The sequence below is a fragment of the Myxococcales bacterium genome (assembly GCA_016717005.1).
Taxonomy (GTDB): domain Bacteria; phylum Myxococcota_A; class Polyangia; order Haliangiales; family Haliangiaceae; genus UBA2376.
The window spans coordinates 348,748-374,691 of the sequence record JADJUF010000037.1; the positions used below are offsets into that span (position 1 = coordinate 348,748).

Sequence of the window (25,944 nt, forward strand, 5' to 3'; positions counted from 1 at the left end):
GCCGGGCGGGGCCCCGGGGGGGGCGGGGGGGGCGGCCCCGCCGGCGCCCCCGGCGGGGGCCGCCCCGGGGGGGGGGCCGGCGGGGGGGGGGGGCCCGGGGGGCCCCGGGGGGGGGGGGGGGGGGGGGGGGGGGGGGGGGGGGGGGGGGGGGGGGGGGGGGGGGGGGGGGGGGGGGGGGGGGGGGGGGGGGCCCCCCCGGCCCGGGCGCCCGCGGGGGCGGGGCGGGGGGCGCCGGCGGGGGGGGGGGGGGGGGGGGGGGGCCGCGGGGGGGGGGGGGGGGGGGGGGGGGGGGGGGGGGGCGGGGGGGGGGGGGGGGGGGGGGGGGGGGCGGGGCGCGGGGGGCCCCGGGGGGGGGGGCCCGCGGGGGGGCCGGGGGGGGGGGGGGGGGGCGGGGGGGGGGGGGGGGGGGGGGGGGGGGGGGGGGGGGGGGGGGGGGCGGGGGGGGGGGGGGGGGGGGGGGGGGGGGGGGGGGGGGGGGGGGGGGGGGGCGGGCGGCGGCGGCGGGGGGGGGGGGGCCCGGGGGGGGGCGCCGGCGCGGGCGGGGGGGGGGGGGGCCCCGGGGGGGGGGGGGGGGGGGGGGGGGGGGGGGGGGGGGGGGGCGCACCCCCACGCCGGCGCTGACGCCGCGGGGGGGGGGGGGGGGGCGGGGGGGCGGGGGGGCGCGGGCGGGGGGGCGCGCCGGGGCGGGGGGGGGGGGGGGGGGGGCGGGGGGGGGGGGGCGGGGGGGGGGGGCGGGGGGGGGGGAGGGGGGGGGGGGGGCGGGGGGGCGGGGGGGGGGGGGGGGGGGGGGGGGGGGGGGGGGGGGGGGGGGGGGGGGGGGGGGGGGGGGGGGGGGGGGGGGGGGGGCGGGGGGGGGGGGGGGGGGGGGGGGGGGGGGGGGGGGGGGGGGGGGGGGGGGGGGGGGGGGGGGGGGGGGGGGGGGGGGGGGGGGGGGGGGGGGGGGGGGGGGGGGGGGGGGGGGGGGGGGGGGGGGGGGGGGGGGGGGGGGGGGGGGGGGGGGGGGGGGGGGGGGGGGGGGGGGGGGGGGGGGGGGGGGGGGGGGGGGGGGGGGGGGGGGGGGGGGGGGGGGGGGGGGGGGGGGGGGGGGGGGAGACGCTCGCGGCGGGGGGCGGCGGCCGCGGGGGCCGCCGGGGGGCCCCGCGGGGGGGGGGGGGGGGGGGGCGGGGGGGGCGGCCGGCGGGCCGGGGGCGCCGGCGCGGGGGGGGGGGGGGGGGGCCGGCCCGGCCGGCGGCGCCGGGCGGGGGGGGGGGGCGGCGGGGGGGGCGCGGCGGGCGGCGGGGGGGGCCGCCGGCGCGGGGGGGGCGGGCGGCGGGGCGGGGGGGCGGGCGGGGCGGGGGGGGGCGGGCGGCGGGGGCCGCCCGGGGGGGGGCGCGGGGGGCGCGGGCGGCGCGGGGGCGGGGGGGGGCCGGCGCCCCCGCGCCGCCGGGCCCGCCCCGCGGGGCCGGGGCGGGGCGCCGGCGCCGGGGCGGGCGGGGCGCCGGCCCGGCCCGCCGCCCGCCCGGCGCCGGGGGGGGGGGGGGCCCGCCGGGCGGAGCGCGCGGGCCCCGGGGCGCCGGGCCCCGCGGGCCCCGCGCCGGGGCCCACCCAGGGGGACTGCAGGCCCCACGGCGAGGGCCGGGGGAGGGGGCGGGGGGGGGGGGGAGGAGGGGGGGGGGCGGCGGGGGGGGGGCGGGAGGGAAGGGAGGGGGGGGGGCCGGGCCGGGGGGCGGGACGGGGCGGGCCGGGGGGGCGCGCGCGGGGGCGAAGGGGGCGGGGGGCGGGGGGGGGGGCGGGGGGGGGGGGGCGGGGGGGGCGGCCCAGCCGGAGGCCGCGCCGGGGGGAGGGGGGGGCCTCGGGCGGGGGGGGGGGGGGGGGGGCGGGCGGGGGGGGGCGGGCGCCGGGGGGGCGGGGGCGCGCGCGGGGGGGGGGGGGGGGCGGCGGGGGGGGGGGGGGGCGCGCCGGCGGCGGGGGGGGGGGCGGCGGGGGGGGGGGGGGGGGCGGGGGCGGCGAGGGGGGCGGGGGCGGCGGGGAGGGGGGGGGGGGGCGCCCGGTCGCCGGGCGGCGGGGGGGGGGGGGGGGCGGGGGGGGGGGGGGGGGGGGGCGGCGGGGGCGGCGGGGGCGGCCGGGCTCTGCCGCGCGCGTCGGCCCCACGCGGTGCTTGAAAAGCACGGGCCGGTGCAGGCACTCTGCCGGCGCATGTCCACGGCCAGCAAGTTCGTGCCGCGCGCGCCCGAGGCGTGCTGGCGCCACTTCACCGACGCCGCGACCCTGACGGGCTGGGTGCCGGGCCTGCGCCGTGCGCGCGTCGTCACGAGCTATCCGGGCGGGCTGGCCCACGAGGTCGCGTTCGAGTTCGCGGCCTCGCGCACGTACTCGCTGGTCTACAGCTACGACGTCGAGGCGCGCGCGGTGAGCTGGGCGCCGCGGATGGGCCAGCGCGACGCCGTGCGCGGCTCGGCCCGGTTCGACGCCGAGGACCACGGCACCCGCGTCACCTACACGACCGAGGACGGCGACGGGCGCACCGCGGCCGATCGGGCGCTCGACGCGCCCCACGCGCTGCTCGAGAGCTTCGTGCGCTGGATGGTCGCGGCCCGGTGACCGCGGGCGGCGCGGCTCACGGCAGCGGCACGACCGCGTAGACCTGGCCCGCGGCGCCGCAGTTGTGGCCCTGGGCGGCGCGCCCCAGCTCGAGCACCAGCCGCTTGCTCGGCGGATCTGGATAGGCGCCGGCCAGGTAGACCAGGTCGCCAGGGCACGCGTCGTCGGGCGCGCCCGGCGCAGGCCGCGCCAGGTCCGGCGCCAGCGCGCGCAGCGGGTGGGTCGCGACCGTTGCCCCGGCGCGCGCGATCGTCAGCGTCTGACCAGCCAGCGCGTACGTGACGGTCAGATCGCCGACGGTCAACGCCTCGGGATCGGCGGGTTCGCCGGCGTCGTCGGCGCGCCGGGCGCCGGTCAGGGTCCGCCAGGTGCCGGTCGCGACCAGCGCGTTCGCGGCGGCGACCCGGGTCTGCACCTGCGCGGCCAGCGCGGCGGTGGCCGCCTGATCCCCGGCGGTGTCGTCGGCGGCGATCGCGGCGCTGGTCTCGTCGGGATCGACCAGGCGCAGGCGCGTGCGCACGCGGCCGGTCGCGCCATCGACGACGACCACGGCCAGGTCGAGGTAGCCGCGGCCGCCATCGTCGGCGACGGTGGTCGCGACCACCTCGCTGCCGTCGTCCTTGATCGCCGGCAGGCCCGGTTGGGCGAACCCGCCGTACTCGAGGTCGTTGATCTGCACGCCGCGCGCGCCGGGCGCGGGCGTCAGCATCGCCGGGCCGGCGTCGAGGCCGGCGTCGACGTCGGGCGCGCCCGCGTCGATCGGCGCCCCCGCCGCGTCGCCGGCCGTGGGCGCCGGCGGTCGGCGCTTGGTCCGCGCGCAGCCGACCGAGGTCACGACCAGCGCGATCGCCACGAGGGTGTGCATCCCCGCAGATACCACGGTCACCTGTCCCGGTCCGCGTCGGCGCGTGTGCACGAACCGTACAGCGCGGCCGCCGGATCCGCGCGCAGCGCGCGCCTGGCGGGTCGCACGATAGGAACGCGGCTTGCTGCCCTGTCCGCGATGATCGTGCGCCGCCCCCACACGCCCCTACGTCACCGCGCCCTGCGCCTGATCGCCGTCGCGGCGACGCTGGTCGTGCTGGCCGCCCGCCCGGCGCACGCCCAGTCGGACAGCCAGCTGTGGCTCGAGGCCGGGGTCAGCCACGACGTCGGCGCGCGCGTGACGCTGTCGTTCGACCAGCACGTCCGGTTCGACGACGGCATGAGCCGGCTCGGGGCGCTCATGCCCGAGCCCGGCGTCAGCGTCCGGGCCGCGCGCTGGCTCCGCCTCGGCGCCGGCTACCGCATGCAGTACGAGCGCAACAACAACGGCGACCTCGAGCTGCGCCACCGGCTCCAGCTGGCCGCGCGCGCGCGCGCCGACCTGACCAAGGCGATCCGCGTCGAGTACCGGCTGCAGTTCCAGGAGCAGTACCGCCCCGACGCCAAGACCACGCGCCGCCACAGCCTCCGCAACCGCGTCGGGATCGAGTACCGCGGGGTGCGGCCGTGGACGCCGGCCGCGTCGCTCGAGCTCCACCACGATCTCGACAACGGCGACACGATCCACCTCGACAAGGTCTGGCTGACGTTCGGCGTCGGCCGCGCGCTCGGGCGCGGCGAGGTCGAGGCCTACTACCGGGCCGAGCTGCCGCAGTACGACGCCGCGGATCCGACGCTGCACATCCTCGGCCTCAGCTACCACCACGAGCTGTGACGACGCGCCGTCGGGGCTCGACGCGTTCCGGTCGGGCCCCCTCCCTGCGCGCTCAGGTGTAGCGGAACTCGAGCAGCGGCGCCGGGCGGTGGAGGCCGTTGTGGACCTCGTAGTTGAACGGCTGGTAGTTGATCGGCCACGGGATCGCCCGCTGCCCGCGCGCGTCGTGCAGGACCGTCAGCGCCATCGGCGTGACCGAGCGGTACGAGCCGTCGATCGGCAGGTCGCGGTTGTCGTGGCCGCCGGCCGAGAACAGGTTGAGCAGGAGCCGGTCGGCCACGTCGAAGACCACGTCGAAGCCGCGATCGATCTTCTCGTGGCCGCGGATCATCGTGTGGACGCCGACCCGCTCCATGAACGCGCGGAACTGATCGCGGCCGAAGCTGAAGCGCGGGTTCTGGCGCTGGAGCTCGACCGGGATGTGATCGACCTGCTCGGGGTCGCTCCACATCATCTGGAACCACAGCTCGGGATCGTTGAGGCTCGACAGGTCGCGGTAGCGCGCCGCGAAGGTGTCGTCGCGGGGGATGCCGCCGTGCACGAACAGCGTGCGATCGAACAGGCACGACGTCGGCATGTGCTCGAACAGGATCCGGTAGGCCTCGAGCATCTCGCGCGGCACGTGCGGCGACAGCGACGCCAGCGCCTCGGCCGGGTGGACGCCGCTCCAGACCCGGCCCTCGGACGAGTGGAAGTACTCGTGGTTGCCGCGCAGGACGATGACGTGGTCGGGCATGGCCACGAACAGCTGCAGCACCGCCCGCAGCACGCCGTCGAAGCTGAACCGGCCGCGGTCGATGTAGTCGCCGAGCAGCACCAGCTTGACGTCGGGGTGGTGGTCGGGATCCCACTGGTGGGCCCAGACCCGGTTGACGAAGTTGGTCTGGAGCAGCGCCGCCTTGAGGCAGCTGTAGCAGCCGTGGAGATCGCCGAGCACGACCAGCTCGATCGGCCGGTTCGGGCGCAGCACGTGGACGTGGCGATCGAGGAACTGCGCGCCGGCGGGGAGCTGGCCGACGTCGGTGATGTTCGCGAGCCGGCCGTCGCCGACGACGCGCAGGCGGTGCCACGCGGTCATCGCCTGCGACACCAGCTGGTAGTCGAGCGCGACCTGGGCCTGGAGCTCGACCGGGTGCGGCGAGTAGGTCTGCTCGAGCGGATCGAGCAGCGGGTGGGCGAGCGCCTTGAGCTCGAGCCAGTGCGGCGCCGCGACCGTGACCGGGCCCGCGTGGGGCGCCGACACCGCCGGCGCGCCGATCAGGGTCGGGGCCAGCGCGGCGGCGGCCCGGGTCGCGGGCGGCTTGCTCGGCGCCGTGAAGTAGGTGAGCAGCTCGTCGTACAGCAGCTGCTCGGGCTGGCTGATCAGGCCGTCCGCGTGCATCAGCGCCCGCACCAGCTCGAGGGCCGTGGTCTGCTCGGCCGAGTTGAAGGCGCGAAAGATCGTGACCGCGCGGACCTTCAGGCGGGTCGGCACGTAGCTGGGATCGCCGCTGGTCATCACCTCGACGCTGAGCCGCGCGATCAGCGCGTTGAGCTGCGCGTAGAGGTCGGCGAAGTGCGCGTTGAACGAGGCCCGGAGCTGCGCCCGCTGCTCCGGCGTCCCGCCGCTCGACGCCTCGAGCACGAGCAGCACTGAGTCCAGGTAGCGCTGGATGAAGACCTGCTCGCGCTGATGGAAGACCCCGTCGATGTACCCGACGGTGAGCAGCAGATCGACGATCTCGGATGTCCGGCCGCCACCGCCGTCGGTCGCGGTGGTCGGTTCAGCGCGCTTCTGCACGTAGCTCAGGTGCCTCCACCCACCAGTGTGACCAAGGGCCGTGCGACCGCGCAAGCTGGCGCGCGCACTTGTTAAGGCTTGACGTGCACGACACCGCCGATGCGTGGGTCGCGCGGCGCGGGGGACGGCCCGGGTCGGGTATCGTGTGCGCATGCCAACGAAGAAGTCGGGCGGGGTCGGCGCGTCGCGCGCGCCCAGGCCCGTGAAGGCCCGGGCCGGGGCCGCCCGGACGGCGAAGGTGAAGGCCGAGCCGTCCCCCGCCGCGCTCGACGCGGTCACGCGCGCGCTCGACCACCGCGACGACGCCGCCGGGCGCGCGTTCCTGCAGCCCGGCTTCGCGTACACGCCCGAGCAAGACCTGCTGTTCGCCCTGGGCTGGCCGCACCTGCGCTGGCTGCGCGACGACCACCCCGATGACGTCGAGCCGACCGAGGCGACGCTCATGCGGATCTCGAGCGAGAACGGCTGGTACGGGCTGGTGTGGCCGCGCGGCCTGGCCACGCGCTTCGTCCGCGGCTACGCGCGCAGCTCGGTGAACGCGTGCAACCTCAACCCGACCCACGCGCTGCCGGTGCTGGCCGACGCGACCCCGATCCGCGCCGGCGAGGGGCCGCGGCTCATGGCGCAGCTGTTCGGGAACCGGCGCTACCGCGGCGGCGCGCCGACGGAGCACTTCGTGTTCTTGCTCGAGGCCATGCACGGCACCGAGCAGGTGCTGAGCTGGGCGCTGACCGCGTTCGAGCAGGCGACCACCGCGACCGAGCCGCTCGATCGCGACGAGGAGGCCTGCACGCTGGCGACGACGATGGGCCTGCTGATGCTGCGCGTGCCGCCGGCGGCCGCGGCCGCCGCCCGGGTCCGCATCGAGGCCCTGCTCGAGACCGCGCCGACCGAGCCGCTGCGCGAGCACCTGCGCGCGGCCATCGGCGGGGCCGCCGGCGCCCAGGCGCTGGGGCTGCAGCCGAGCTTCTACCTGAACGTGACCGACGATCCCGCCGCGGTGGCCGCCGCCGCCAAGGTCGGCAAGCACATCACCAGCGGACGGCTGATCTTCCTCGGCGGCGCCGACGTGGTCCGCGCGATCCTGCCCCACTGGCGCCGGGTCGAGTCCGAGCACGAGACCGTGGCGCTGGCGCGCTGGCTGGCCGAGGTCCAGCTGCCCGAGGCGATCGAGCTGCTGGCGACGCTCGCGGTCGGCTCGCGCGCGCGCGCCGCCGCGACCGCGCTGCTGGCGACCCGGGTGGCGTACGCGCGCCCGATCCTCGAGCAGGCCGCCAAGGGCCCGTCGGGGGACACCTACCAGAAGGCGCTCGCGCTGCTGGCGCGCGCCGGGGGCTGACGGCGACGCGGTCACCGCGCGCCTGCCGAGCACCGCGCCGAGGTGCCGCCCGACGCCGCCGGGCCGTGACCCGGACGGACGGTGTACGCTGCCCGCGATGGACCGCCCGCGCGCCCGGCCTCGGTTCTCGTTCCACCTGACGCACGCCCCCGACGCGGCGATCGCGCGGGTCGACGCGTACCTGAGCGCCCACCCGCACCCGGTCACCGGCCGGGTGTTCCGGCGCACGGTCATGCTCACGCTGGCCGAGGATCGCCGGCACTTCTGGACGCCGCACCTCGAGGTCCAGTTCAGCGACGCGCCGACCGACGGCACTGACGTCGACGGCACGTTCGCGCCGCACCCGCGGCTGTGGACGACGTTCGTCGCGACCCAGCTCCTGTTCGGGATCCTGGCGCTGGGCCTGGCGATCTACGTGTTCAGCCTGTGGTCGCTGGGCCAGGGCTTGCTGGTCCCGGCGCTCTTGCTCGCGGGCGCGCTGATCGGCGGCGGCCTCAGCTACGGCACCGCGTACATCGGCCAGGGCCTCGGGTCCGAGCAGATGTACGAGCTGCGCTCGTTCCTCGACGCCGCGCTGCGCGACGCGCCCGACGAGGGTGTGCCGTGATCGCCGCGCGGAGGTCGGCCGCGATCGCCGCCGCGCTGGCGCTGGCGGCCTGCGGCGGCGGTGGCGCGCCGGCGGCGCCGCCCCACGCGGTCCGGGTCGAGATCCGCTGGTCCGACGCCGCGCCCGAGGCCGTCGAGCGCGAGCTGCTCGAACCGCTCGAGGCCGCGACCGCCGGGCTCGGCGGCGTGGTCGGCATGCGCGGCGTCGCCACCGACGGCGTCGCCACGCTCGATCTGCTGGTCCGCGCCGGGGATCGGGTCGAGGCCGTGGCCGAGGCGACGCGCGCGGCCGCGGGCGCGCTCTTGCCGACGTTGCCCACCGGCGCGGAGGCGCCGGTCGTGACCCGCCGCGTGCGCCCGGCCGCGGTGATCGCCGCGATCCTGCCGGCCGGTGACGCCAGCGCCGTCGAGCTGGGCGCGCGCGCGGCTGCGCTCCGGCACCTGCTCGAGCGCCTGCCCGGGGTCAGCGCGGTCGACGTGTGCGGCCTGGCCGAGCCCGAGCTGCAGCTCGACCTCGATCCGCGCGCGGTGGTGGCGCGCGGCCTCGACCCGGCGCAGATCAGCGCCGCCGTGCGCGCGCGCGCGACGACCGTCCCGGCCGGCCGCCTCGCCGCACCCGCCGGGCGCGACGCGCTCACGATCCGCACGGCCGGCGCGGGGTCGGTCGACGAGCTGGCGCGCGTGCTGGTCGCCGATGGCGTCCACCTGCAGGACGTCGCGCAGATCACGCTCGGCGTCCGCACCGACTGCGTGGCGCTGACGCCGGCCGGTCGCGCCGCGATCCTGGAGGTGCCGGTCCGCGCGCGCGCCGACCTCGCGGCCGTGCTCGCGGCGCTGCGGGCCGGCGGCGCCCAGCCGTTCGTCGGCGTGCCGACCGTCGGGCGGCTCACGCGGCCAGGTGCGGCGCCCGACCAGCTCGAGGCGCTCGCGGCGACCCTGATCGCGCGCGGGGCCGCCGCGGTGCGCGTCCACCCGACGCCGGGCACGCTCGAGATCCTGGTCGACGCCGACGCGACCACCGCCGCGGGCGACGCCACGCTCGCCGCCATCGAGGAGCTCGCCGTCGAGCAGCAGCTCGACGGCGTCCGCTGGTCCGGCCCAGGGGTACGCGCGGTCGAGGCGATCGTCGACGCGCCCGACCTCGAGCGCGCCCTCGCCGAAGCGGCCGTGGCCGCGCGGACGATCGCCGCCGCCGCGCGCGCCCCGGTGATCACGCCGCGGATCGGCGAGACCCACGCGATCGGCATCGATCCCGATCGCGCCGCGATGCTCGGCGTGCCGGTGGCAGCGATCATCGGGGCGCTGCGGATCGCCGGCGGCGCGGTCGTCACCAGCGTCCAGGGCCCGGACGACGCGCGCGACGTGCGCCTGACCTGGGGCGATCCGGACGCGGTCGAGCGCCTGGACCTGCCGGTCCGCACGAGCACCGGCGCGACGCTCCCGCTCCGCGAGCTGGTCACGATCAGCGACCGCCGTGCCCCCGAGCGCATCCTCCACGACGACCGCCGTCGCGCGGTGGTCTACTGGCTGCGCGCGCCGCGCGGCCGCACCTTGAGCGCGACCCGCGCGGTCCTGGCGAAGGCGCTGCCGGGCGCGCGCGTGCGGACCGCGGAGCTCGACCGCGATCGCTGGTAGCCGCGGAGCTCAGGCGCGCGCGGCGCGCGCGACCAGGCCGAGGCCGACCTTCTCGGTCCACCACAGGAGCCCGGTCACGAGCTGGCGTCGATCGTCGACGAACGACGGCTTCTTGCCCTCGAAGGCGTGGCCGACGAACTGGAAGGTCCAGCCGACGGTGAACAGCGGGATCGCCAGCGGCAGGCCGATCACGGTCGCGCCGATCGGCAGCGACGCCGCGATCATCGGGATGCCGATCGAGTGGCAGGCCTGGTTGACGGGGTGCTGGTGATCGGCCTGGTAGCGATCCATCAGCTCGGACCATTCGGCGTTCAGGTTGACGAGGGCCATGACAGGTTCTCCGGGGGCAGCGGCGAGGATGGCAGCGCGATGCGGAGCAACGCCTCCGCGAGCGCGTCGACGAAGCGGCGGTCGTCGACCACCGGGTGCCCGAGGACGTGCGCGTGCACGGCGCCCTCGAGCGTGGCGAGCAAGATGAAGGCGGTCGCGGTCGGGTCACCGGCGTGCCCCCAGCGACCGAGCACCGCGGCGATGCGCTCGAGCAGCCGGCGCTCGCCCGCGGTGATCAGCGCGTCGAGGCCAGGATCCGCGTGGCGGCGCTCGGTGATGACCGCGTGCAGCCCGGCGTCGGCCGCGTGGTAGTCGATCACCGCGTCGATCACCGCGCGCAGCCGGGCGCGCACGTCGGGCGCCAGCTGCGCCTCGCCGGCCTCGACCAGCCCCAGCGCGCGGTCGATCAGCGCGTCCTGGCGCGCGCCGGCCAGCTCGCGCAGCACCTCGTCCTTGCAGGTGAAGTACTGGTAGAAGCTCCCGGTCGCCGCCGCCGCCCGCGCCGCGATGCTGCGCGCGGTCGCGGCCGCATACCCAGCCTCCGCGAACTCCGCCGCCGCCGCCGCCACGAGCGCGGCCCGGGTACGCACCGCCCGCCCTTGCGAGGGCACGCGGTTTCGGGTCGGCGCGGCGTCCATGCACCGAGACAATCACAAATATGAACCAGAGGTCAAGTTCATATGATAAGCACCTAGAATGGTGCCGGCAAAGACCTCCTCCGCCCCCCTCGTCTTACCTCCATTCGTGCTGCTCGCTCACAAGGGCCAGGGGCGCACGCGCTTGGATCGGCAGTTCACCTACGACGTCGTCGCGGGCGCGCTGACCTGCGCCGGCGTCGCCGCCGCGCTGCTCGGGTCCGCGCACCTGCTCGAGCGCGACTTCCTGACCAAGGTACCGCTGGCGATCGCCCTCGCGACGCTGGTCGCGCTGGTGGTCGCGTTCGTCTGGTTCGGCAAGGCGGTCGTGTACAAGCCGCGCGAGGCGCCAGCCGAGCGGGTGCTGCGCACGCGCGCCGACGAGATCGTGGCGGTCGGCCTCGTGACCCGGCGCGTCCACTACGCGACCTACGGCGGCCCGCCGCATGGCGATGAGCACTCGGTGCGCATCGTCCTCGCCGACGGCAGCCACGTCGAGGGCGGTGACACCGTGCTCGGCACCGCGACCACCGCGATCCGCGAGGCCCTCGCGCGACGCGGCGTCGTCTTGACCCGCCAGGCCGAGCTGTTCCCGACCGGCGGCATCCGCGTCTGACCGAGGACCGCGCGCGCCGCCGGCGATCCCGTGACAACGCGCCGCGCGCGCTAGCGTCGCGCGGCCGTGACAACGCGCCGCGCGTGCTAGCGTCGAGCCGCCGTGGGGAACGACGCCAGCACGTTGCCGGTCCAGGCGACGCGCCCGCACGGGCGCCGGACGCTGGTGATCATGGCCGGCGAGACGGTCGCGGTCCACGAGCTGCCGGCGACCGGCTCGGTCGAGCTCGGCCGCGCGGTCGACGCACCGATCCGGATCGACCATCCGTCGATCTCGCGCCGCCACCTGCGCCTGTGGCTCGCCAGCGGGCTCGAGGCCGAGGACCTCGGCGGCACCAACGGCACGTCGCTGCGGGGCGTGCGCCTGCCCGCGCACCGCCGGGTCCCGCTGGGCTGCGACGAGGTGCTGATCGTCGGCGAGGTAGCGGTGGTGATCCAGGATCGGGCGCGCCTGACCTCCGCGACCGCGGCGCCACGCCCGCCCAAGCCGTCGGGGCCGGTCGCGCCGATCGCCGGCGACGTCGTGCTCCGGGATCCCGCGATGGTGCGCCTGCACGAGCTGGCGACCCGGGTCGCGCGCGGGCGGATCCCGGTGCTGATCACCGGCGAGACCGGCACCGGCAAGGAGGTGCTCGCCGAGCTGCTCCACCGCGCGTCGCCGCGCGCGGCCGGGCCGCTGATCCGGATCAACTGCGCGGCCCTGCCCGAGGCGCTGGTCGAGAGCGAGATCTTCGGCCACGAGAAGGGCGCGTTCACCGGCGCCGACCGCAGCCGCGTGGGTCTGCTCGAGGCGGGCCACGGCGGCACCGTGCTGCTCGACGAGGTCGGCGAGCTGCCGCTGCTGGTGCAGGCCAAGCTGCTGCGCGTGCTCGAGCACGGCGCGGTGACGCCGGTCGGCGCGACCGCGCCGCGCACCGTCGACGTGCGCGTCGTCGCGGCGACCAACCGCGACCTCGAGGCCGAGATCGCGGCCGGGCGCTTCCGCAGCGACCTGTACTTCCGGATCGCCGGTGTCGTGCTGGTGGTGCCGCCGCTGCGCGCGCGCCCCGCGGAGATCGAGCCGCTGGCGTCGGCGTGGCTGGCGCGGGCCGCGGCGGCGCTCGACCGACCGACGCTGCGGCTGTCGGCGGCGGCGCTCGATCAGCTGCGCCGGCACCCGTGGCCTGGCAACGTGCGCGAGCTCCGCAGCGCGATGGAGCGGGCCGCGCTGATGGCGCCCGACGACACCGTCGAGCCTGCGCACCTCGAGCTGCGCGGGGGCCCCGCGCTGGCCGCGGCGGCGCCGCCGGTGAGCCCGCCGACCACCGACGAGCGCGAGCGCATCGTCGACGCGCTCGCCGCCTGCGCCGGCAACCAGAGCCGCGCCGCGGCGATGCTCGGCATGCCGCGGCGGACGCTGGTCAAGCGCCTGGCCGAGCTCGCGATCCCCCGGCCACGGCGCGGGTGAGCGCGGCGGCGCAGGTGAGCGCGCGGCGCAGGTGAGCGCGCGGCGGTCAGCGCGGCGGCGCGGGTGAGCGCGGCGGCGCAGGTGAGCGCGCGGCGCAGGTGAGCGCGCGGCGGTCAGCGCGGCGGCGCGGCCTCGCCGCTCAGCTCGAGGTCGTGGTCGCGGCAGATCCCGATGATCTGCGCGCGCATCTCGCCCTGCGGGATCGACGCCAGGTGCCTGCGCGCGCGGGCGGCGTCGCCCACGTGACAGGCCGCGATCGCGGCCAGGTTGCGCGCGTCGGGATCGCCCTGCGCCCACGGGATCGCCTGCTCGGCGCCGGCCAGCGCGCGGCGGGCGTCGCCCCGATGGAACGCCGCCAGCGCCGCGCCATGGAGCTCGTGATAGCGCGCCGCCACCGCGGCGCGATCCATCCCGGGCGGCGGACCCACCGCGGCCCGCCGCGGCGCGGACCCGGGCGGCGCGCGCGCGTCGATGTCCGCGGCGACGTCGGCGACCATCGCGTCGACGACCGTCGCGTCGCTCGGCACCTCGACGGGCGCGACCGCGGCCACGCCGGCGTCTGGCGCGGGGGCTGCGGCCAGCGCGCGATCGTCGACGGCCGGGGCCCGCGTCGGCGCGGCTGCCCGGCGACCGCCGCGCCCGACCACGACCGCGACCAGCGCGAGCGCCGCGACGCCGACGCCGACGCCGACGAGGCGGCGCCGACGAGGCGGCGCCGGCCCGCGCAGCGCGTCGCGCACCGCCGCCAGCGACGCGAACCGCTCGTCTGGATCCGCCGCGAGCCCGCGCGCGCAGATCGCGTGCAGCCACGCCGGCACCGGGCGCACGGGCGCCGGCGCCCCGCGGGCGATCGCGAACATCATCGCGGCGAGGGTCTCGCCCGGGTACGCGCGCTGGCCGTGCAGCGCCTCGTACAGCGCGGCGCAGAAGCCGAACTGATCGCTGCGGGGCCCGGCCGGCTCCCCGGCCAGGCACTCCGGCGCCATGAACACCGGTGTCCCGATCACGCCGCCGGTCGCGGTCGAGATCGTCGCCGGGGCCCCGGCCGCGGGCGGCACGGTGCTGACGTGCGCGACGCCGAAGTCGGCGATGCGCGCGCGCCCGTCGTCGCCGACCAGGATGTTGCTCGGCTTGACGTCGCGGTGGACGATGCCGGCGGCGTGGGCCGCGACCAGCCCGGCGGCGACGTCGCGGAACACCGCGACCACCTCGGGCCAGGCCCGCGCGCGCTCGAGCCAGCGCGACAGCGGCTGGCCTGCCACCAGCTCCATCGCCAGGTACGCGCGGCCGTCGCGCACGCCCGCGTCGTGGACCGCGACCACGTTGGGGTGCGCCAGCCGCGCCATCGCGCGGGCCTCGGTCGCCAGCCGCTCCTGGTGCGCGGCGCCCAGCAAGTCGTCGTGCAGCAGCTTGAGCGCGACGTTGCGATCGAGCACGCGGTCGCGGGCGACCCAGACCACACCCATCCCGCCCTCGCCGAGCTTCTCGAGCAGCGCGTACCGGTCGGCGTCGCCGCCGGCCGGCTGCGCCCGGTCACGCGCGGCCGCCGCCGGCACGGTCGGATCGAGGTCTGGCCCCTGGGAGCCCACGCGGCGATCGTACGCGCGCCGGCGCGCGCCCGCCATGCCGCGGTCGCCGCGGTGTCATTCGACGCGGATCCGGCCGAGCCCGCTGGTGTCCTCGCGCTGGGTCGCGACGCCGCGCGCGCGCTCGTGCTCGTCGCTGGCGCTGCTGGTGTCGCGCGCGCCCAGCTGGCCGCTCGTGCCCTCGGTGCCTTGCTGGGAGTGGCTCACCGTCGACTCCAGGGTCGTGGTCCAGATCCGCTCGAAGCCCGACTCGACCACGGTCCGCAGCGCGGTGCGGAGCTGGTCGCGCTGGGTCTGGGTGAGGCTGCCGTTGAGGTGGCCGCGCAGCCCGAGCGTGAGCCCCGCCTCGACGGTGCCGCTCACGGTCGCCTCGAGCCCGGCCAGGAGCAACGCCAGCTCGGGCACCGCGGCGGCCAGCAGCGGCCCGAGCGGGAGCTGCCCGGTCAGCGAGCCGCCCCCGCGGACCTCGCCGCTGCCCTCGACGCCGGCCTCGACGCCGGCCTCGAGCACGCGCTCGATCAGCTGCTCGCGCTCGCGGGTGACCTGGGTCGAGTAGCGCTGGTGGTGCTGGTCGGTGGTCGTCTGGGTGTCGGTCGTGGTGGAGCCCTGCTGCTGCTCCGTGGTGGTGCCTTGCGTCTGGGTGTCCTCGCGCTCGCGCCCCGAGCGCCCGAGGCGTCGATCGGCCAGCGTCACCGCGGCCTGGGTCGTGGGGATCTCGGCGTAGACCGTGTACCGGCGCGCGCTCGCGCCCGGGGCCGGGTAACGCGCGTGCCCGACGTGCTGCTCGGGCAAGCCCGCGGCCAGCGCCGGCGCCGACAGACGCGCGGTCACGCCCGCGGCCGCCACCGGCGGCGGCAGCATCGCCGTAACGTCGGCGTCGTCGACCAGCTCGTCGGGATTCTCGATCTGTTGCTGGATGTGGCGGAGCACACCTGCCTGCTGGCCGGCGGCGCGGATCGCCTGCCGGGCCGCGGGCCCGCTCGAGCCCTCGAGCACGACCTGGACGCTGCGCCGTCCGCCCTGGCGGTGGAAGCTGTAGGTCATCGCGACGACGCCGTCGCCCTCGCGCGGGTGAGCGTAGCTGCCGGCGCGCACCGGCCCCGCGTCGGTCAGGTCCCAGCCCGCGAAGCGGCCCGGCGCGACGCTGGCGTCGGTGGGCGTGATCGTCATCGCGCGCACGTGCAGCACCGACGAGCTCGAGCGCGGCGTCGCCGGCCGGCTCTGCCCGAGGTAGACGCGGTCGTAGTCGACGAACCACTCGGTCGGCGTGGTCGTGGCGGCGGGGCCAGCGCCGGTGGCGCCGCTGGTGCCGGGGCTGCCCGGCTGAGCGTCGGGCGTGGTCGCGGTGGCGCCGTCGCCGCCGCGCGGAGGATCGCGCTGCACCGCCGGTCCGCCGGCCGCGCCGCGGTGGGCCATCGTGCCGAGCAGCTCCTGCGCCGACTCGCCGCGCACCACCGCGTCGGCGACCGCGTCGGCGTGCCGCTCGTAGGCGTCGCCGAGCTGGCCGACGCCGCCCGCCAGGCGCACGCCGCCGCGCTGCTGGACCACGTGCGCGGCCTCGTGCGCGGCCAGGTGCAGATCGGGCGTGGCGGCGAACGCGACCTCGTCGCCGGTCGCGTAGGCGCGGGCGCCGATCGCGGCCGAGGCCTCGGCCGCCGCGCCGCCGACGTGGGCGCGCACGCCGGACACGTCGTGGTGACCGAAGGCCCGCTGGATCTGATCGAGGAACGGCAGCGGCCCGCCGGCCCCGGCGACGCCCGCCGCCGCTGCCGCGTGGACCTCGGGCGCGCTGGCGCCGCGCGCCGCGACGTCGGCCCGGGCCTGGACCGCGGGGCCGGACGCACCGCCACCGAGCTCGGCGGCGACCGCCCGAGCGATCGACTGCAGCGACGGCCCCAGCCGGGAGGTCAAGGTCGCCTTGCCGGGCGCCGACCGCCGGCGGGCGCCGTCGGCGGTCGCGCGGTCGCGCTGGTCGTCGTGCCGTAGACCCTCGTCGTAGGTGCTCATGCCCCGAACAACAGCAGCGCGCGTGCCACGGCGGCCGCGCCCAGATCTCGTGGACTTGGCTGCGCGCGCCGACCCGCTGATGCTCAATCCGCGCCGCGGCGTCGCCGCCGTGCTCATCATGAGCACGCGCCGCCGCGACACCAGCGCCCGCGCGATCCTTGGAAGATCCATCGCGCACCCAGCGCGTCCATGGGCGGCATGAGGAACCTCCCGCCGCTCATGCTGGCGGTCGCGATCGGCTGCGCCGGCGGGGGCACGGTGACATCGTCATCGCCCCCCGCCCGCAGCGCACCGATCTCGATCGCCACGACCCCGACCGACCACCAGCTCGCGGCGCTGACGCCGGCGCCGCTCACCGCCGGCGCCGCCGGGCTCGACGCCGCCATCGCCAGCTACTACGAGCGGGCCGCGACCCGGCGCGGCTACCTCCAGACCGACAAGCCGCTGTACCAGCCGGGCGAGACGATCTGGTTCCGCGCCGATCTGCGCACCACCGGCACCATGCTGGCGGGGCCGGCGCTGGCGACCACGGTGCAGCTGGTGTCGCCGCGCGGCGCGATCGTCGCGACCAAGCTCGTGTTGGTCCAGCACGGCGTCGCCCGCAACGACGTCGCGCTGGCCGAGACCCTCGAGGGCGGCGAGTACACGCTCAAGCTCACCGCCGCCGACGGCACCACCGACGAGCGCAAGCTCATCATCAACACCTACGAGGCGCCGCGGCTGCAGAAGACGCTCGAGCTCCTGCGCAAGGCCTACGGCGCCGGGGACGCCGTCGCCGCCGCGATCGAGATCAAGCAGGCCACCGGCGAGCCGTTCGCCGACCGCGCGCTCACCGGCATCGTCACGATCGACGACGTCGAGGTCCAGCGCCTCGCGCTCACGACCAACCGCGACGGCAAGACCACGGCGCGCTTCACGCTCCCGACGACGATGGCCCGCGGCGACGGCCTGCTGACGATCCTGGCCGAGGACGGCGGCGTCACCGAGTCGATCCAGAAGCGGATCCCGATCGTCATGACCAGCCTGCAGCTCGGGCTGTTCCCCGAGGGCGGCGACCTGATCGACGGCCTGCCGGGCCGGGTCTACGTCATGGCCCGGACGCTGATCGGCAAGCCGGCCGACGTCGAGGGCCAGGTCGTCGACGACCGCGGCCGCGTCGTCGCCGAGTTCACGTCGATCCACGACGGCCTCGGCCGGTTCGAGCTCACGCCCGAGACCGACCGCCGCTACCAGGTCGTGATCACGCGACCGGCCGGCATCACCGCGCGCTACCCGGTCCCGGCGGCGCAGCCCGGCGGCTGCGTGATCCGCAGCGTCGATCCGACCACGCCCGACGTCGTCCGCGTCGCGGCGCTGTGCGACACCGCGCGCCACCTCGAGGTCGTCGCGGTCATGCGCGAGCGCCGGCTCGGCAGCGGCGGCTTCGACGTCGCCGCCGGCCAGCCGACCGTGGTCGAGATCCCCGCCGACCCCAAGGCCCAGGGCCAGGGCGTCGTGCGCGTGACCCTGTTCTCGAGCGATCGCGCGCCGCTGGCCGAGCGCCTCGTCTATCACAACCGCGGCGCCGACCTGCGGGTCGAGCTGACCGCCGACAAGCCCACGTACACGCCGCGCGAGCCGGTCAAGCTGCGGGTCAAGACCACCGACGCCGCCGGCAAGCCGGTGGCGGCCTCGGTCGCGGTCGCGGTCGTCGACGAGACCGTGCTGGCGTTCGCCGACGACAAGTCGGCGCGCATCCTGGCGCGCATGTACCTCGAGCCCGAGCTCGGCGCGACCGGCGCCGAGCCGATCGAGGAGCCGAACTTCTACTTCAGCGACCAGCCCGAGGCCGCGGCGGCGATGGACGCGCTGCTCGCGACCCGCGGCTACCGACGGTTCGAGTGGCGCCCGATCACCGCGGCGCTGGGAGGCACGCCATGACCCGACTTCCTCGCCACGCCCTGCTCGCGCTCGGCGCGCTGCTCGCCGCCCCCGCGGCCGTCCTCGCCGCCGGCCCGGGCGCGATCGAGGGCGTCGTCGTCGACGGCAGCGGCGCGCCGCTGGCCGCCGGCGTCCGCGTCACGATCACCTGCGGCGCGGTCAAGAAGACCGCGACCCTCGACCGCGGCGGCGGCTTCAGCGTCACCGGCCTGCCAGCCGGCACCTGCACCGTCTCCGGTCAGGGCGCCGGCTTCGCGACCGTCGCCCTGACCGTGACCGTCGCCGACGACGCGATCGCCAGCGTGATGATCTCGATGCGACCGCCGGCGCCCGAGGTGACGATGGCGCCGATGGCACCCGCGCCGATGGCCGGCGCCGGCGGCGCCCCGCCGATGGTCGCGCCGGCCCGCGCCCCGGCGCCGCGCGATCGGGCCGCGCCCGCCGAGGAGATGCGCGCCGCGGCCCCGCCGCGGCCGCCGCCGCCACCGCCGCGGGTGGTCCGGCTCGACGATGCGCGGGCGCCGATCGGCAAGCAGGCGAACCGCCGCGTCGCCGCCGACCGCGGCCGCGATCTCGACGACGTGCTGATCGCCCAGGACGGCGGCGGCTTCGCGCCGGTGCGCGTGTTCCCGGTGCCGCAGTACACCGCGGCCTACGACGGCCCGCGCACCGACTTCCGCGAGACCATCTACTGGAACCCGACCGTCACGACCGACGCCCGCGGCGAGGCCGAGGTCACGTTCGTCACCTCCGACGCGGTCACCGCGTTCCGGGCCACGGCCGAGGGCTTCGCCACCGACGGCACGCCCGGCGCCGGCCAGGTCGCGCTGCAGTCGAAGCTGCCGCTCACGCTCGACGCGCACCTGCCGGTCGAGGTCACCGCCGGCGATCGCATCCGCTTGCCGATCACGCTCACCAACCAGACCGAGGCCGCGCTCGACGCCACGCTCGCGACCCGGTTCGGCAGCGCGTTCAAGCTCACCGGCGCCGCCGCCACCACCCCGATCCACCTCCGCGCCGGCGAGAAGAGGTCGATGTTCTTCGCGCTCGAGGTCGTCGCCACCGGCGGCGACGCCGAGGTCGCGCTCGCGGTCACCGCGCGCGGCCTCGCCGACGAGGTGCGCAAGACCATCCGGGTCGTGCCGCGCGGCTTCCCGTTCGAGGTCTCGGCCGCCGGCACCGCCAGCGGCGGCCACACCGCCCGGGCGCAGCTCGATCTGACCGGCGCGCTGCCGGGCTCGATCACCGCCACGGTCACGATGTACCCCTCGGCGCTGGCGTCGATGACCAAGGGCATGGAGGGCATGATCCGCGAGCCCGGCGGCTGCTTCGAGCAGACCTCGTCGAGCAACTACCCCAACGTGATGGTGCTGGCGTACCTGGCGTCGTCCGACGACGCCGACCCGGCGCTGGTCGAGCGTTCGCAGGCGGTGCTCGACCGCGGCTACGGCCTCCTCACCGGCTACGAGACCAAGCAGCGCGGCTACGAGTGGTTCGGGCAGACGCCCGGCCACGAGGCGCTCACCGCCTACGGCCTGATGGAGTTCGCCGACATGGCCCGAGTCTACGACGTCGATCCGGCGATGGTCGAGCGCACCGCGGCCTGGCTCATGAGCCGGCGCGACGGCCACGGCGGGTTCACCCGCTCGACCACCGCGCTCGACTCGTTCGGCCGCGCCGGCGAGGCCACCACCAACGCGTACATCATGTGGGCCCTGGCCGAGGCCGGCCGCGCCGACGGCATGACCGCAGAGCTGAAGGTGCAGCGCGAGCTCGGCGCCACGACCCGCGATCCGTACCTGCTCGCGCTCACCGCCAACACGCACCTGCGCGCGCGCGCCGCTGACGGCGCGGCGATGGTCAAGCGCCTGGCCGCGATGCAGCAGCGCGACGGCAGCTTCACCGGCGCCAAGGAGTCGATCACGATGTCGGGCGACGCGTCGCTGACGATCGAGACCACCGCGCTGGCGATCCTGGCCATGCTCCAGGCCGGCGACGCCTACCAGCCACAGGTCCGCGCCGCCGTCGACTACCTCAACGCCAACCGCGGCGGCTACGGCGAGTGGAGCAACACCCAGGCGACGATCCTCGGCCTCAAGGCGCTGACCGCCTACGCCGAGGCGTCCAAGCAGATGGCCGCCGACGGCGCCGCGACCGTGATCGTCAACGGCCGCCCGGCCGGCACGATCCAGTTCGAGCGCGGCCGCAAGGACGCGCTGGTCTGGGACGACCTCGCCGGCGCGCTGCGGCCCGGGCCCAACACGATCGAGGTCAAGCTCGACAGCGCCGCGTCGCTGCCATACTCGATCGCGATCGCGTACCGCGCGGCCCAGCCGCAGTCATCGCCCGCGGCCAAGGTCGCGGTCGCGACGACGCTCCTGGCCGATCACGTCCGCATGGGCGAGGGCGTCACGCTGCGGGCCCAGATCGACAACACGACCGACGCCGGGGTGCCGATGACCCTGGCGCGGATCGGCATCCCCGGCGGCCTGGTGTTCCAGACCTGGCAGCTCAAGGAGCTGCGCGACCAGGGCAAGATCGACTTCTACGAGACCGGCCCGCGCGAGGTCATCCTGTACTGGCGCGCGCTGCCGCCGTCGGCGCACAAGCAGGTCGATCTCAACCTGCTGGCCGCGGTGCCCGGCACCTACGAGGCCCCCGCCAGCTCGGCGTACCTGTACTACACCGACGAGGACAAGCGCTGGGCGCCGGCGGTCGCGGTCACCGTCGCCGAGTAGCGCGCTTCGCCCGCGGGCGGCGCGCGCTGCGCTCAGATCGCCCGGGTCATGAACACGCTGAACGGATCGGCGACGTAGCCGGTGAACGGGCCGCAGCGGACGAACCCGGCGCCCTCGTACAGGCGGTGCGCGGGCGCGAACGCCGGGCCGGTGCCGGTCTCGAGCCACAAGCTCGTGAGGCCGCGAGCCCGGGCGGCGGCGATGAGGTGCGCGAGGATGGCCTTGCCGACGCCACGCCCGAGGAACGCGTCGGCGACCCGCATCGACTTCAGCTCGCCGCGCGCGGCGTCGAGCTGCTTGAGCGCGCCGCAGCCGGCGAGGTCGGCGCCGGCCCAGGCCGACCAGCAGGTCACGTCGGGCTGGCGCAGGGCGTCGACGTCGAGCGCGTGGACGCTGTCGCGCGGCGAGATCGCGTGCATGCGCGTGCGGTGCTGCGCGACGAGCCTGCGGATCGCCGCGCCGGTCAGATCGTCGAGTTGGAAGCGCAGCGCGAGGTCCATCGCGGCCGGATCGTCGCACGGCGCCCGCGACCGCGCCGCGATCGCGCTGGCGAGATCTCCTGAGACGCTCGGTGATCGTGGCGCACGCCGGCGCCGATCGCGCGTGTTATCTCAGGACGCGTGAGCATCCTCCGCGCCAAGCGCACCGTGTCGGCCCCGCTGCGCGCCACCCGCCCGACCGCCGCGTCCGCGCCCGTGGTGACCAAGGCTGCGCCCGCCGCCGCGCCGCGCACCCGGGTCCACGTCCTCGACGTCCCGTTCGCGATGCGCGCGGTCGCGGCCGCCAGCGACGCGCGCTGGGACGCCGACCACGGCGTGCACCTCTACCAGGGCGCGACCCTGCCGGCGGCGCTGGCGCCGTTCGCGGCCCAGCCGTACTCGTGGGAGCGCCACGTCGAGCGCGAGCTCAACGGCGGCGAGCGCGCGGCGCCGTCGACGCCGACCGGCGCGATCACCCTGCGCGCGCACCAGGCCACCGCGGTCACCGCCATCGCCGGCGCCGTCACCGCGCGGCGCCCCGGGTTCCTGCTCGCCGACGACGTCGGCCTGGGCAAGACCATCACCGCGTGGGCGGCGATCCTGCAGATGCGCGCCGCCACCAGCGTGCTGATCGTGTGCCCGCTCGCGGTGATCGCGCACTGGCGCCGCACGATCGAGGCGATGGGCGACGGCGGCAAGGACGTCGTCGTCCTCAACTACGAGCGGCTGGGCAAGCTGTTCGAGGTCAGCCCGGCGGCGCGCAAGAAGATCCGCACCAAGAAGGGCCTGGCCCGGGCCGGCACCGCGCCCGAGCTCGACGTGATCGTCCTGGACGAGAGCCACCGCTGCAAGAACCCCACGGCGGCGCGCTCGAAGCTCGCCGCCAAGCTGGTCGCCAACGCGGGCTTCTGCCTGTGGCTGTCGGCGACCGCGGGCCAGAACCCGCTCGAGCTGTCGTACCTGGCGCCGCTGCTCGCGAGCACGACCGGCGCCCGCGCCGCCGACCTGAAGGACTTCGAGCAGTGGTGCCTCGCGCAGGGGCTCGGCGTCACCCGCGGCGGCTACGGCAAGTGGGCGTGGCGCGGCGAGCGCGCCGACTGCGAGCGCGTGCGCGCGATGCTGTTCGAGCCGGCCCGCGGCCACGGCCCGGCCGGACTGCGCCGGCGGCCCGAGGACATCGTCGGCTGGCCGGCGATCAACCGCATCCTGACGCCGATCGAGCTCGACGCCTCGGCCCGCGACCTCTACCAGCAGGCCTGGACCGAGTTCCGGCGCGAGCTCGAGCTGTCCCCGCGCGGCCGCGACCCGAAGTCGGCGCTGGCGGCGACGGTGCGCCTGCGCCAGAAGAGCTCGCTCATCCGCGCCGAGGGCACCGTCGAGCTGGCGCGCGAGCTGCTCGACAACGGCCACCAGGTCGCGATCTCGGTCGCGTTCATCGAGAGCCTGACCGCGATGCGCGAGGCGCTCGAGCGCGGCCTGGGCGCGGTGCCGTGCGCGTCGATCCACGGCGCCCTGCCGGCCGCCGCGCGCGAGGCCGAGCGCCTGCGGTTCCAGCGCGGCGACGCCCGGGTCGTGCTGTTCACCGTCGAGGAGGGCATCTCGCTGCACCAGGGCGAGCACAACGACGTGCCGCGGTCCGAGATCATCCACGACCTGCGCTGGTCGGCGATCCAGATGGCCCAGGTCGAGGGCCGCTGCCACCGCGACGGCCGGTTCGCGCAGGTCTACTGGGCCTACGCCGACGGCACCATCGAGGACAAGATCGCGCGCGTGGTCGCGGGCCGGCTCCAGGCCATGAAGGAGATGATCGGCGACGACGCCGAGACCCTGCGCGAGATCGAGCGCCTGCTGCTGGCGTGATCACCGTTGGTCGCCGCCAACTGCTGCGCCGGCCGTGCGTGAGCTCCACGCCGGGCGCAGCACCGGTGCGCGCGCGGGGCCCGACCCATGCCCCTCAGGAAGTCCCCTGGACCGCGCCTCGATCGACTATCCTTGACGGATGCGGTTCGCCATCGCCGATGACCTCGCTCCACCGGGACGTGCGCGCCGGGGCGTGTGGCTCGCCGCCGCGCTCACGGCCGGGCTCGCCGCCGCGGTGCTGGGTGTCCGGCGTTCGGACGAACGTCCGCGCATCGAGCTGGACACGCTCGCGGCCACCGACTGCTCGGGCTGGGGCCGCGCGGAGCGCATCGACCCGACCGCGATGGCGCCCTCGACCCGCGCGCTGTTCGACGATCTGCTGACCGGGCGACGCGACGCGCTGCTGGCGCGGTTCGATCGCGGCCGCGCCACCGCCGCGCGCGCGTTCGACGACGTCCAGGGCTTCGGCCGCTTCGAGCGCTTCACGAGCGTGGCGCGCGCGCGCACCCGCTACACCGCGTTCGTGGCGTTCGAGCGCGGCGAGGCCGACGTCACCACCTGGTACGCGTGCGACGGCCGCCCGCGGCTGACGCTCGGGCACTTCACGCCCTGGAGCGCGCCGTCGCGGGCCTACGGCGGCGCCGTGGCCCCGGCCGCGGCCTGGATGATCGCCCAGGGCCGGATGGCGCCCGAGGGCGCCGTCCGTGCCACCCCCCTGGTCCTGTGGTCGGCCGACGCTCGCCAGCCGGTCGCCGACGGCACGACGCTGATCGTCCCGGTGCTGGTCGACGACCAGGTCCGGATCGCGCGCGTGCTCGTGCGCGCGACGCTCGACGGTCGCGCCTGGCGCTTCGAGCCCCTCGAGGCGACGAGGTTCCCGACCTGGCTCGGCGCGGCCGCGCGACCCTTCTGATCGCCGCCGCGACGCGGACGACCACGGCAGGGCGGTTGCGCCGCGCCCGCGCGGGGGCGAAAGTGCCGCGATGACGACCGTCCTGGACGAGCTGATCGCGCGCCTCGAGCTCGAGCGGATCGAAGAGAACCTCTTCCGCGGCCAGAGCCAGGACCTCGGCTGGGGCCGGGTGTTCGGCGGCCAGGTCCTGGGCCAGGCGCTGTCGGCGGCCGAGCAGACCGTGCCAGCCGAGCGGATGGTCCACTCGTTCCACGGCTACTTCTTGCGCTCCGGCGACGTCGCCAAGCCGATCGTCTTCACGGTCGATCCGATCCGCGACGGCCACAGCTTCACGACCCGCCGGGTCGTCGCGGTCCAGGACGGCCGCGCGATCTTCAGCATGGCGGCGTCGTTCCAGATCGAGGAGCCCGGCTTCGAGCACCAGGCCGCGCCGATGCCCGACGTGCCCGACCCCGACGAGCTGCTGTCGGAGCGCGCGCTCGGCGAGCGCTACCTCGCGGCGCTGCCCGCGGGCGCCCGCGACGCGATCCCGGCGGCGATCCGCGAGCGCGTCGTCGCCGAGCGCCCGATCGAGATCCGGCCGGTGGCGCCGCTGCCGCCGGTGCACCCGCCCGCCCGCGAGCCCCGCCGGCAGGTCTGGTTCCGCGCCAACGGCGCGCTGCCCGACCGCCGCGCGATCCACGAGCTGGTGCTGGCCTACGCGTCCGACTTCCACCTGCTGGGCACGGCGCTGCAGCCGCACGCGGTCGGCTGGCTGACCCCGGCCATCCAGGTCGCCAGCCTCGATCACGCGATGTGGTTCCACCGCCCGTTCCGCTTCGACGACTGGCTGCTCTACGACTGCGACAGCCCGTCGGCGCAAGGCGGCCGCGGCCTCGCGCACGGCCGGTGGTTCACCCGCGACGGCCGGCTGGTGGCGTCGACGATGCAGGAGGGCCTGATCCGCGACCGGCGCTAGCGCGCGCGGCTCAGCGCCGACACGTCGACCATCACGCGCGCGTCAGCGGCGCCAGGCCACGCCCACCGACGCGGCCCGCTCGCCGAGCGCCGACACGTCGACCATCACGCGCGCGTCAGCGGCGCCAGGCCACGCCCACCGACGCGGCCCGCTCGCCGAGCGCCGACACGTCCACCATCACCGACCACGCGTCGCCGATCGTCACGCTGGCGCCGGCGCCGAGCTGCACGTGGTAGGCGTCGGTGCCGGTCACGCCGGCGCCGTCGACGGTCCAGAGCACCGGGCCGCCGAACCCGCGCGCGAGCACGTACGGCATCACCGGGCCGAACCGCCGCCCGGCGCTGACGCCGATCCGCGCGTCGACCGCGACCAGGCCCTCGGTCGGCGCGCCGGCCATGACCTCGGTCGTGGTCACGCGCGACGCGCCCACCGACAGCGTGCCGTGCACGAACCACGGCCCCCAGGTCCACGGCCGCGCCGCGGCGATCGCGCCGACCACGCCGGGCCCGAGGTCGTGGGTGCGGCCGGCGCCGGCGATCGTGCCGTCGAGGACCGCGCCGATCGACGCGCGCAGGCTGAGCTGCGACGGCCGCACCTGCCCGACCGACACCATCACCGCCTGCTGATCGAGATCGAAGTCGCGGTCGCCCTCGAACACCAGCCGCGTCGCCGACGCCGCGCCGGCCGCGCTGACGAAGTACGTCGTCGTCGGCGTCGCGTGACCCTCACACCCCGTCGGACCGACGGGCGCGCCGATGCCTCAAGCCTCGGCGCGACGGGGCGCGGCGGGGATCGACACGACCAGGGCAGCGACCGA

The 25,944-nt window shown here is 77.4% G+C and carries 19 protein-coding genes and 1 pseudogene; 12 read left to right on the forward strand and 8 right to left on the reverse strand.

All coding sequences use genetic code 11. From position 1 onward, the window contains the following. Positions 1–2,175 precede the first annotated feature (2,175 nt). On the forward strand, positions 2,176–2,580 hold the full coding sequence (locus tag IPL61_25115; protein ID MBK9034507.1) for an SRPBCC family protein: 405 nt from the start codon (positions 2,176–2,178) through the stop codon (positions 2,578–2,580). Positions 2,581–2,596: 16 nt separating this feature from the next. On the opposite strand, the gene IPL61_25120 is transcribed toward IPL61_25115, so the two are convergent. Next, a complete protein-coding gene (locus IPL61_25120) occupies positions 2,597–3,445 on the reverse strand; it encodes a hypothetical protein (GenBank protein ID MBK9034508.1) in 849 nt (282 codons plus the stop codon). 138 nt (positions 3,446–3,583) lie between these two features. Between IPL61_25120 and IPL61_25125 the strand changes: the two genes are divergently transcribed. Further along, on the forward strand, positions 3,584–4,279 hold the full coding sequence (locus tag IPL61_25125; GenBank protein MBK9034509.1) for a DUF2490 domain-containing protein: 696 nt from the start codon (positions 3,584–3,586) through the stop codon (positions 4,277–4,279). Positions 4,280–4,331: 52 nt separating this feature from the next. Here the strand turns inward: IPL61_25125 and IPL61_25130 are convergent, their stop codons facing one another. After that, positions 4,332–6,059, reverse strand: coding sequence for a serine/threonine protein phosphatase (locus IPL61_25130; protein ID MBK9034510.1), 1,728 nt, complete (start codon positions 6,057–6,059; stop codon positions 4,332–4,334). Between the two features lie 151 nt (positions 6,060–6,210). On the opposite strand from IPL61_25130, the gene IPL61_25135 reads away from it, so the two are divergent. From IPL61_25135 to IPL61_25145, 3 genes are all read left to right on the forward strand, one after another. Next, the gene (locus tag IPL61_25135) at positions 6,211–7,398 is read left to right on the forward strand and encodes a hypothetical protein (protein ID MBK9034511.1); all 1,188 of its coding nucleotides are present in this window, start codon (positions 6,211–6,213) and stop codon (positions 7,396–7,398) included. Positions 7,399–7,495: 97 nt separating this feature from the next. Continuing rightward, positions 7,496–8,005: a hypothetical protein gene (locus IPL61_25140; GenBank protein ID MBK9034512.1), complete on the forward strand. Its 510-nt coding sequence runs from the start codon at positions 7,496–7,498 to the stop codon at positions 8,003–8,005. Further along, positions 8,002–9,639 carry an efflux RND transporter permease subunit gene (locus IPL61_25145; GenBank protein MBK9034513.1) on the forward strand — a complete coding sequence of 546 codons (1,638 nt, stop codon included), beginning with the start codon at positions 8,002–8,004 and terminating at the stop codon, positions 9,637–9,639. Before IPL61_25140 ends, IPL61_25145 begins: the two co-directional genes overlap by 4 nt. 9 nt (positions 9,640–9,648) lie before the next feature. Here the strand turns inward: IPL61_25145 and IPL61_25150 are convergent, their stop codons facing one another. Both IPL61_25150 and IPL61_25155 read right to left on the reverse strand, forming a co-directional pair. Further along, positions 9,649–9,969 (reverse strand): DUF962 domain-containing protein, encoded by a 321-nt coding sequence (locus IPL61_25150; protein MBK9034514.1) that lies wholly within the window; start codon positions 9,967–9,969, stop codon positions 9,649–9,651. Continuing rightward, on the reverse strand, positions 9,951–10,559 hold the full coding sequence (locus IPL61_25155) for a TetR family transcriptional regulator (protein ID MBK9034515.1): 609 nt from the start codon (positions 10,557–10,559) through the stop codon (positions 9,951–9,953). The genes IPL61_25150 and IPL61_25155 overlap by 19 nt, the downstream gene beginning before the upstream one ends. A 154-nt stretch (positions 10,560–10,713) precedes the next feature. Here IPL61_25155 and IPL61_25160 point away from each other — a divergent pair, with 154 nt between their 5' ends. Both IPL61_25160 and IPL61_25165 read left to right on the forward strand, forming a co-directional pair. Then, positions 10,714–11,220 (forward strand): hypothetical protein, encoded by a 507-nt coding sequence (locus tag IPL61_25160; GenBank protein ID MBK9034516.1) that lies wholly within the window; start codon positions 10,714–10,716, stop codon positions 11,218–11,220. A gap of 171 nt (positions 11,221–11,391) precedes the next feature. Beyond that, positions 11,392–12,666, forward strand: a complete 1,275-nt coding sequence (locus IPL61_25165; GenBank protein MBK9034517.1) for a sigma 54-interacting transcriptional regulator — start codon at positions 11,392–11,394, stop codon at positions 12,664–12,666. 113 nt (positions 12,667–12,779) lie between these two features. On the opposite strand, the gene IPL61_25170 is transcribed toward IPL61_25165, so the two are convergent. Then, entirely contained in the window at positions 12,780–14,255 is a 1,476-nt protein-coding gene (locus tag IPL61_25170; protein ID MBK9034518.1) for a serine/threonine protein kinase, read from the reverse strand. 1,371 nt (positions 14,256–15,626) lie between these two features. Further along, a pseudogene (locus IPL61_25175) lies at positions 15,627–16,259 on the reverse strand (DUF4157 domain-containing protein). Between the two features lie 198 nt (positions 16,260–16,457). Here IPL61_25175 and IPL61_25180 point away from each other — a divergent pair. Together IPL61_25180 and IPL61_25185 are read left to right on the forward strand one after the other, a co-directional pair. Continuing rightward, positions 16,458–18,179: a hypothetical protein gene (locus IPL61_25180; protein ID MBK9034519.1), complete on the forward strand. Its 1,722-nt coding sequence runs from the start codon at positions 16,458–16,460 to the stop codon at positions 18,177–18,179. Beyond that, positions 18,176–20,917 carry a carboxypeptidase regulatory-like domain-containing protein gene (locus IPL61_25185; protein MBK9034520.1) on the forward strand — a complete coding sequence of 914 codons (2,742 nt, stop codon included), beginning with the start codon at positions 18,176–18,178 and terminating at the stop codon, positions 20,915–20,917. The genes IPL61_25180 and IPL61_25185 overlap by 4 nt, the downstream gene beginning before the upstream one ends. A gap of 32 nt (positions 20,918–20,949) precedes the next feature. Here IPL61_25185 and IPL61_25190 read toward each other — a convergent pair whose 3' ends face one another. After that, positions 20,950–21,417, reverse strand: coding sequence for a GNAT family N-acetyltransferase (locus IPL61_25190; GenBank protein ID MBK9034521.1), 468 nt, complete (start codon positions 21,415–21,417; stop codon positions 20,950–20,952). A 120-nt stretch (positions 21,418–21,537) separates the two neighbouring features. Here IPL61_25190 and IPL61_25195 point away from each other — a divergent pair, with 120 nt between their 5' ends. From IPL61_25195 to tesB, 3 genes are all read left to right on the forward strand, one after another. Beyond that, positions 21,538–23,256 carry a DEAD/DEAH box helicase gene (locus tag IPL61_25195; GenBank protein MBK9034522.1) on the forward strand — a complete coding sequence of 573 codons (1,719 nt, stop codon included), beginning with the start codon at positions 21,538–21,540 and terminating at the stop codon, positions 23,254–23,256. A gap of 139 nt (positions 23,257–23,395) precedes the next feature. After that, a complete protein-coding gene (locus IPL61_25200; protein ID MBK9034523.1) occupies positions 23,396–24,169 on the forward strand; it encodes a hypothetical protein in 774 nt (257 codons plus the stop codon). 70 nt (positions 24,170–24,239) lie between these two features. Continuing rightward, positions 24,240–25,127 (forward strand): acyl-CoA thioesterase II, encoded by an 888-nt coding sequence (gene tesB / locus IPL61_25205; GenBank protein ID MBK9034524.1) that lies wholly within the window; start codon positions 24,240–24,242, stop codon positions 25,125–25,127. A 115-nt stretch (positions 25,128–25,242) separates the two neighbouring features. Here tesB and IPL61_25210 read toward each other — a convergent pair whose 3' ends face one another. Beyond that, positions 25,243–25,785: a hypothetical protein gene (locus IPL61_25210; protein ID MBK9034525.1), complete on the reverse strand. Its 543-nt coding sequence runs from the start codon at positions 25,783–25,785 to the stop codon at positions 25,243–25,245. Positions 25,786–25,944 lie beyond the last annotated feature (159 nt).

Bases quoted from the DNA above. Each gene is read 5' to 3' on its own strand.
- IPL61_25115 (MBK9034507.1), top strand. From the start codon at position 2,176: ATGTCCACGGCCAGCAAGTTCGTGCCGCGCGCGCCCGAGGCGTGCTGG.
- IPL61_25120 (MBK9034508.1), bottom strand. From the start codon at position 3,445: ATGCACACCCTCGTGGCGATCGCGCTGGTCGTGACCTCGGTCGGCTGC.
- IPL61_25125 (MBK9034509.1), top strand. From the start codon at position 3,584: ATGATCGTGCGCCGCCCCCACACGCCCCTACGTCACCGCGCCCTGCGC.
- IPL61_25135 (MBK9034511.1), top strand. From the start codon at position 6,211: ATGCCAACGAAGAAGTCGGGCGGGGTCGGCGCGTCGCGCGCGCCCAGG.
- IPL61_25140 (MBK9034512.1), top strand. From the start codon at position 7,496: ATGGACCGCCCGCGCGCCCGGCCTCGGTTCTCGTTCCACCTGACGCAC.
- IPL61_25150 (MBK9034514.1), bottom strand. From the start codon at position 9,969: ATGGCCCTCGTCAACCTGAACGCCGAATGGTCCGAGCTGATGGATCGC.
- IPL61_25165 (MBK9034517.1), top strand. From the start codon at position 11,392: ATGGCCGGCGAGACGGTCGCGGTCCACGAGCTGCCGGCGACCGGCTCG.
- IPL61_25180 (MBK9034519.1), top strand. From the start codon at position 16,458: ATGAGGAACCTCCCGCCGCTCATGCTGGCGGTCGCGATCGGCTGCGCC.
- IPL61_25185 (MBK9034520.1), top strand. From the start codon at position 18,176: ATGACCCGACTTCCTCGCCACGCCCTGCTCGCGCTCGGCGCGCTGCTC.
- IPL61_25190 (MBK9034521.1), bottom strand. From the start codon at position 21,417: ATGGACCTCGCGCTGCGCTTCCAACTCGACGATCTGACCGGCGCGGCG.
- IPL61_25200 (MBK9034523.1), top strand. From the start codon at position 23,396: ATGCGGTTCGCCATCGCCGATGACCTCGCTCCACCGGGACGTGCGCGC.
- tesB (MBK9034524.1), top strand. From the start codon at position 24,240: ATGACGACCGTCCTGGACGAGCTGATCGCGCGCCTCGAGCTCGAGCGG.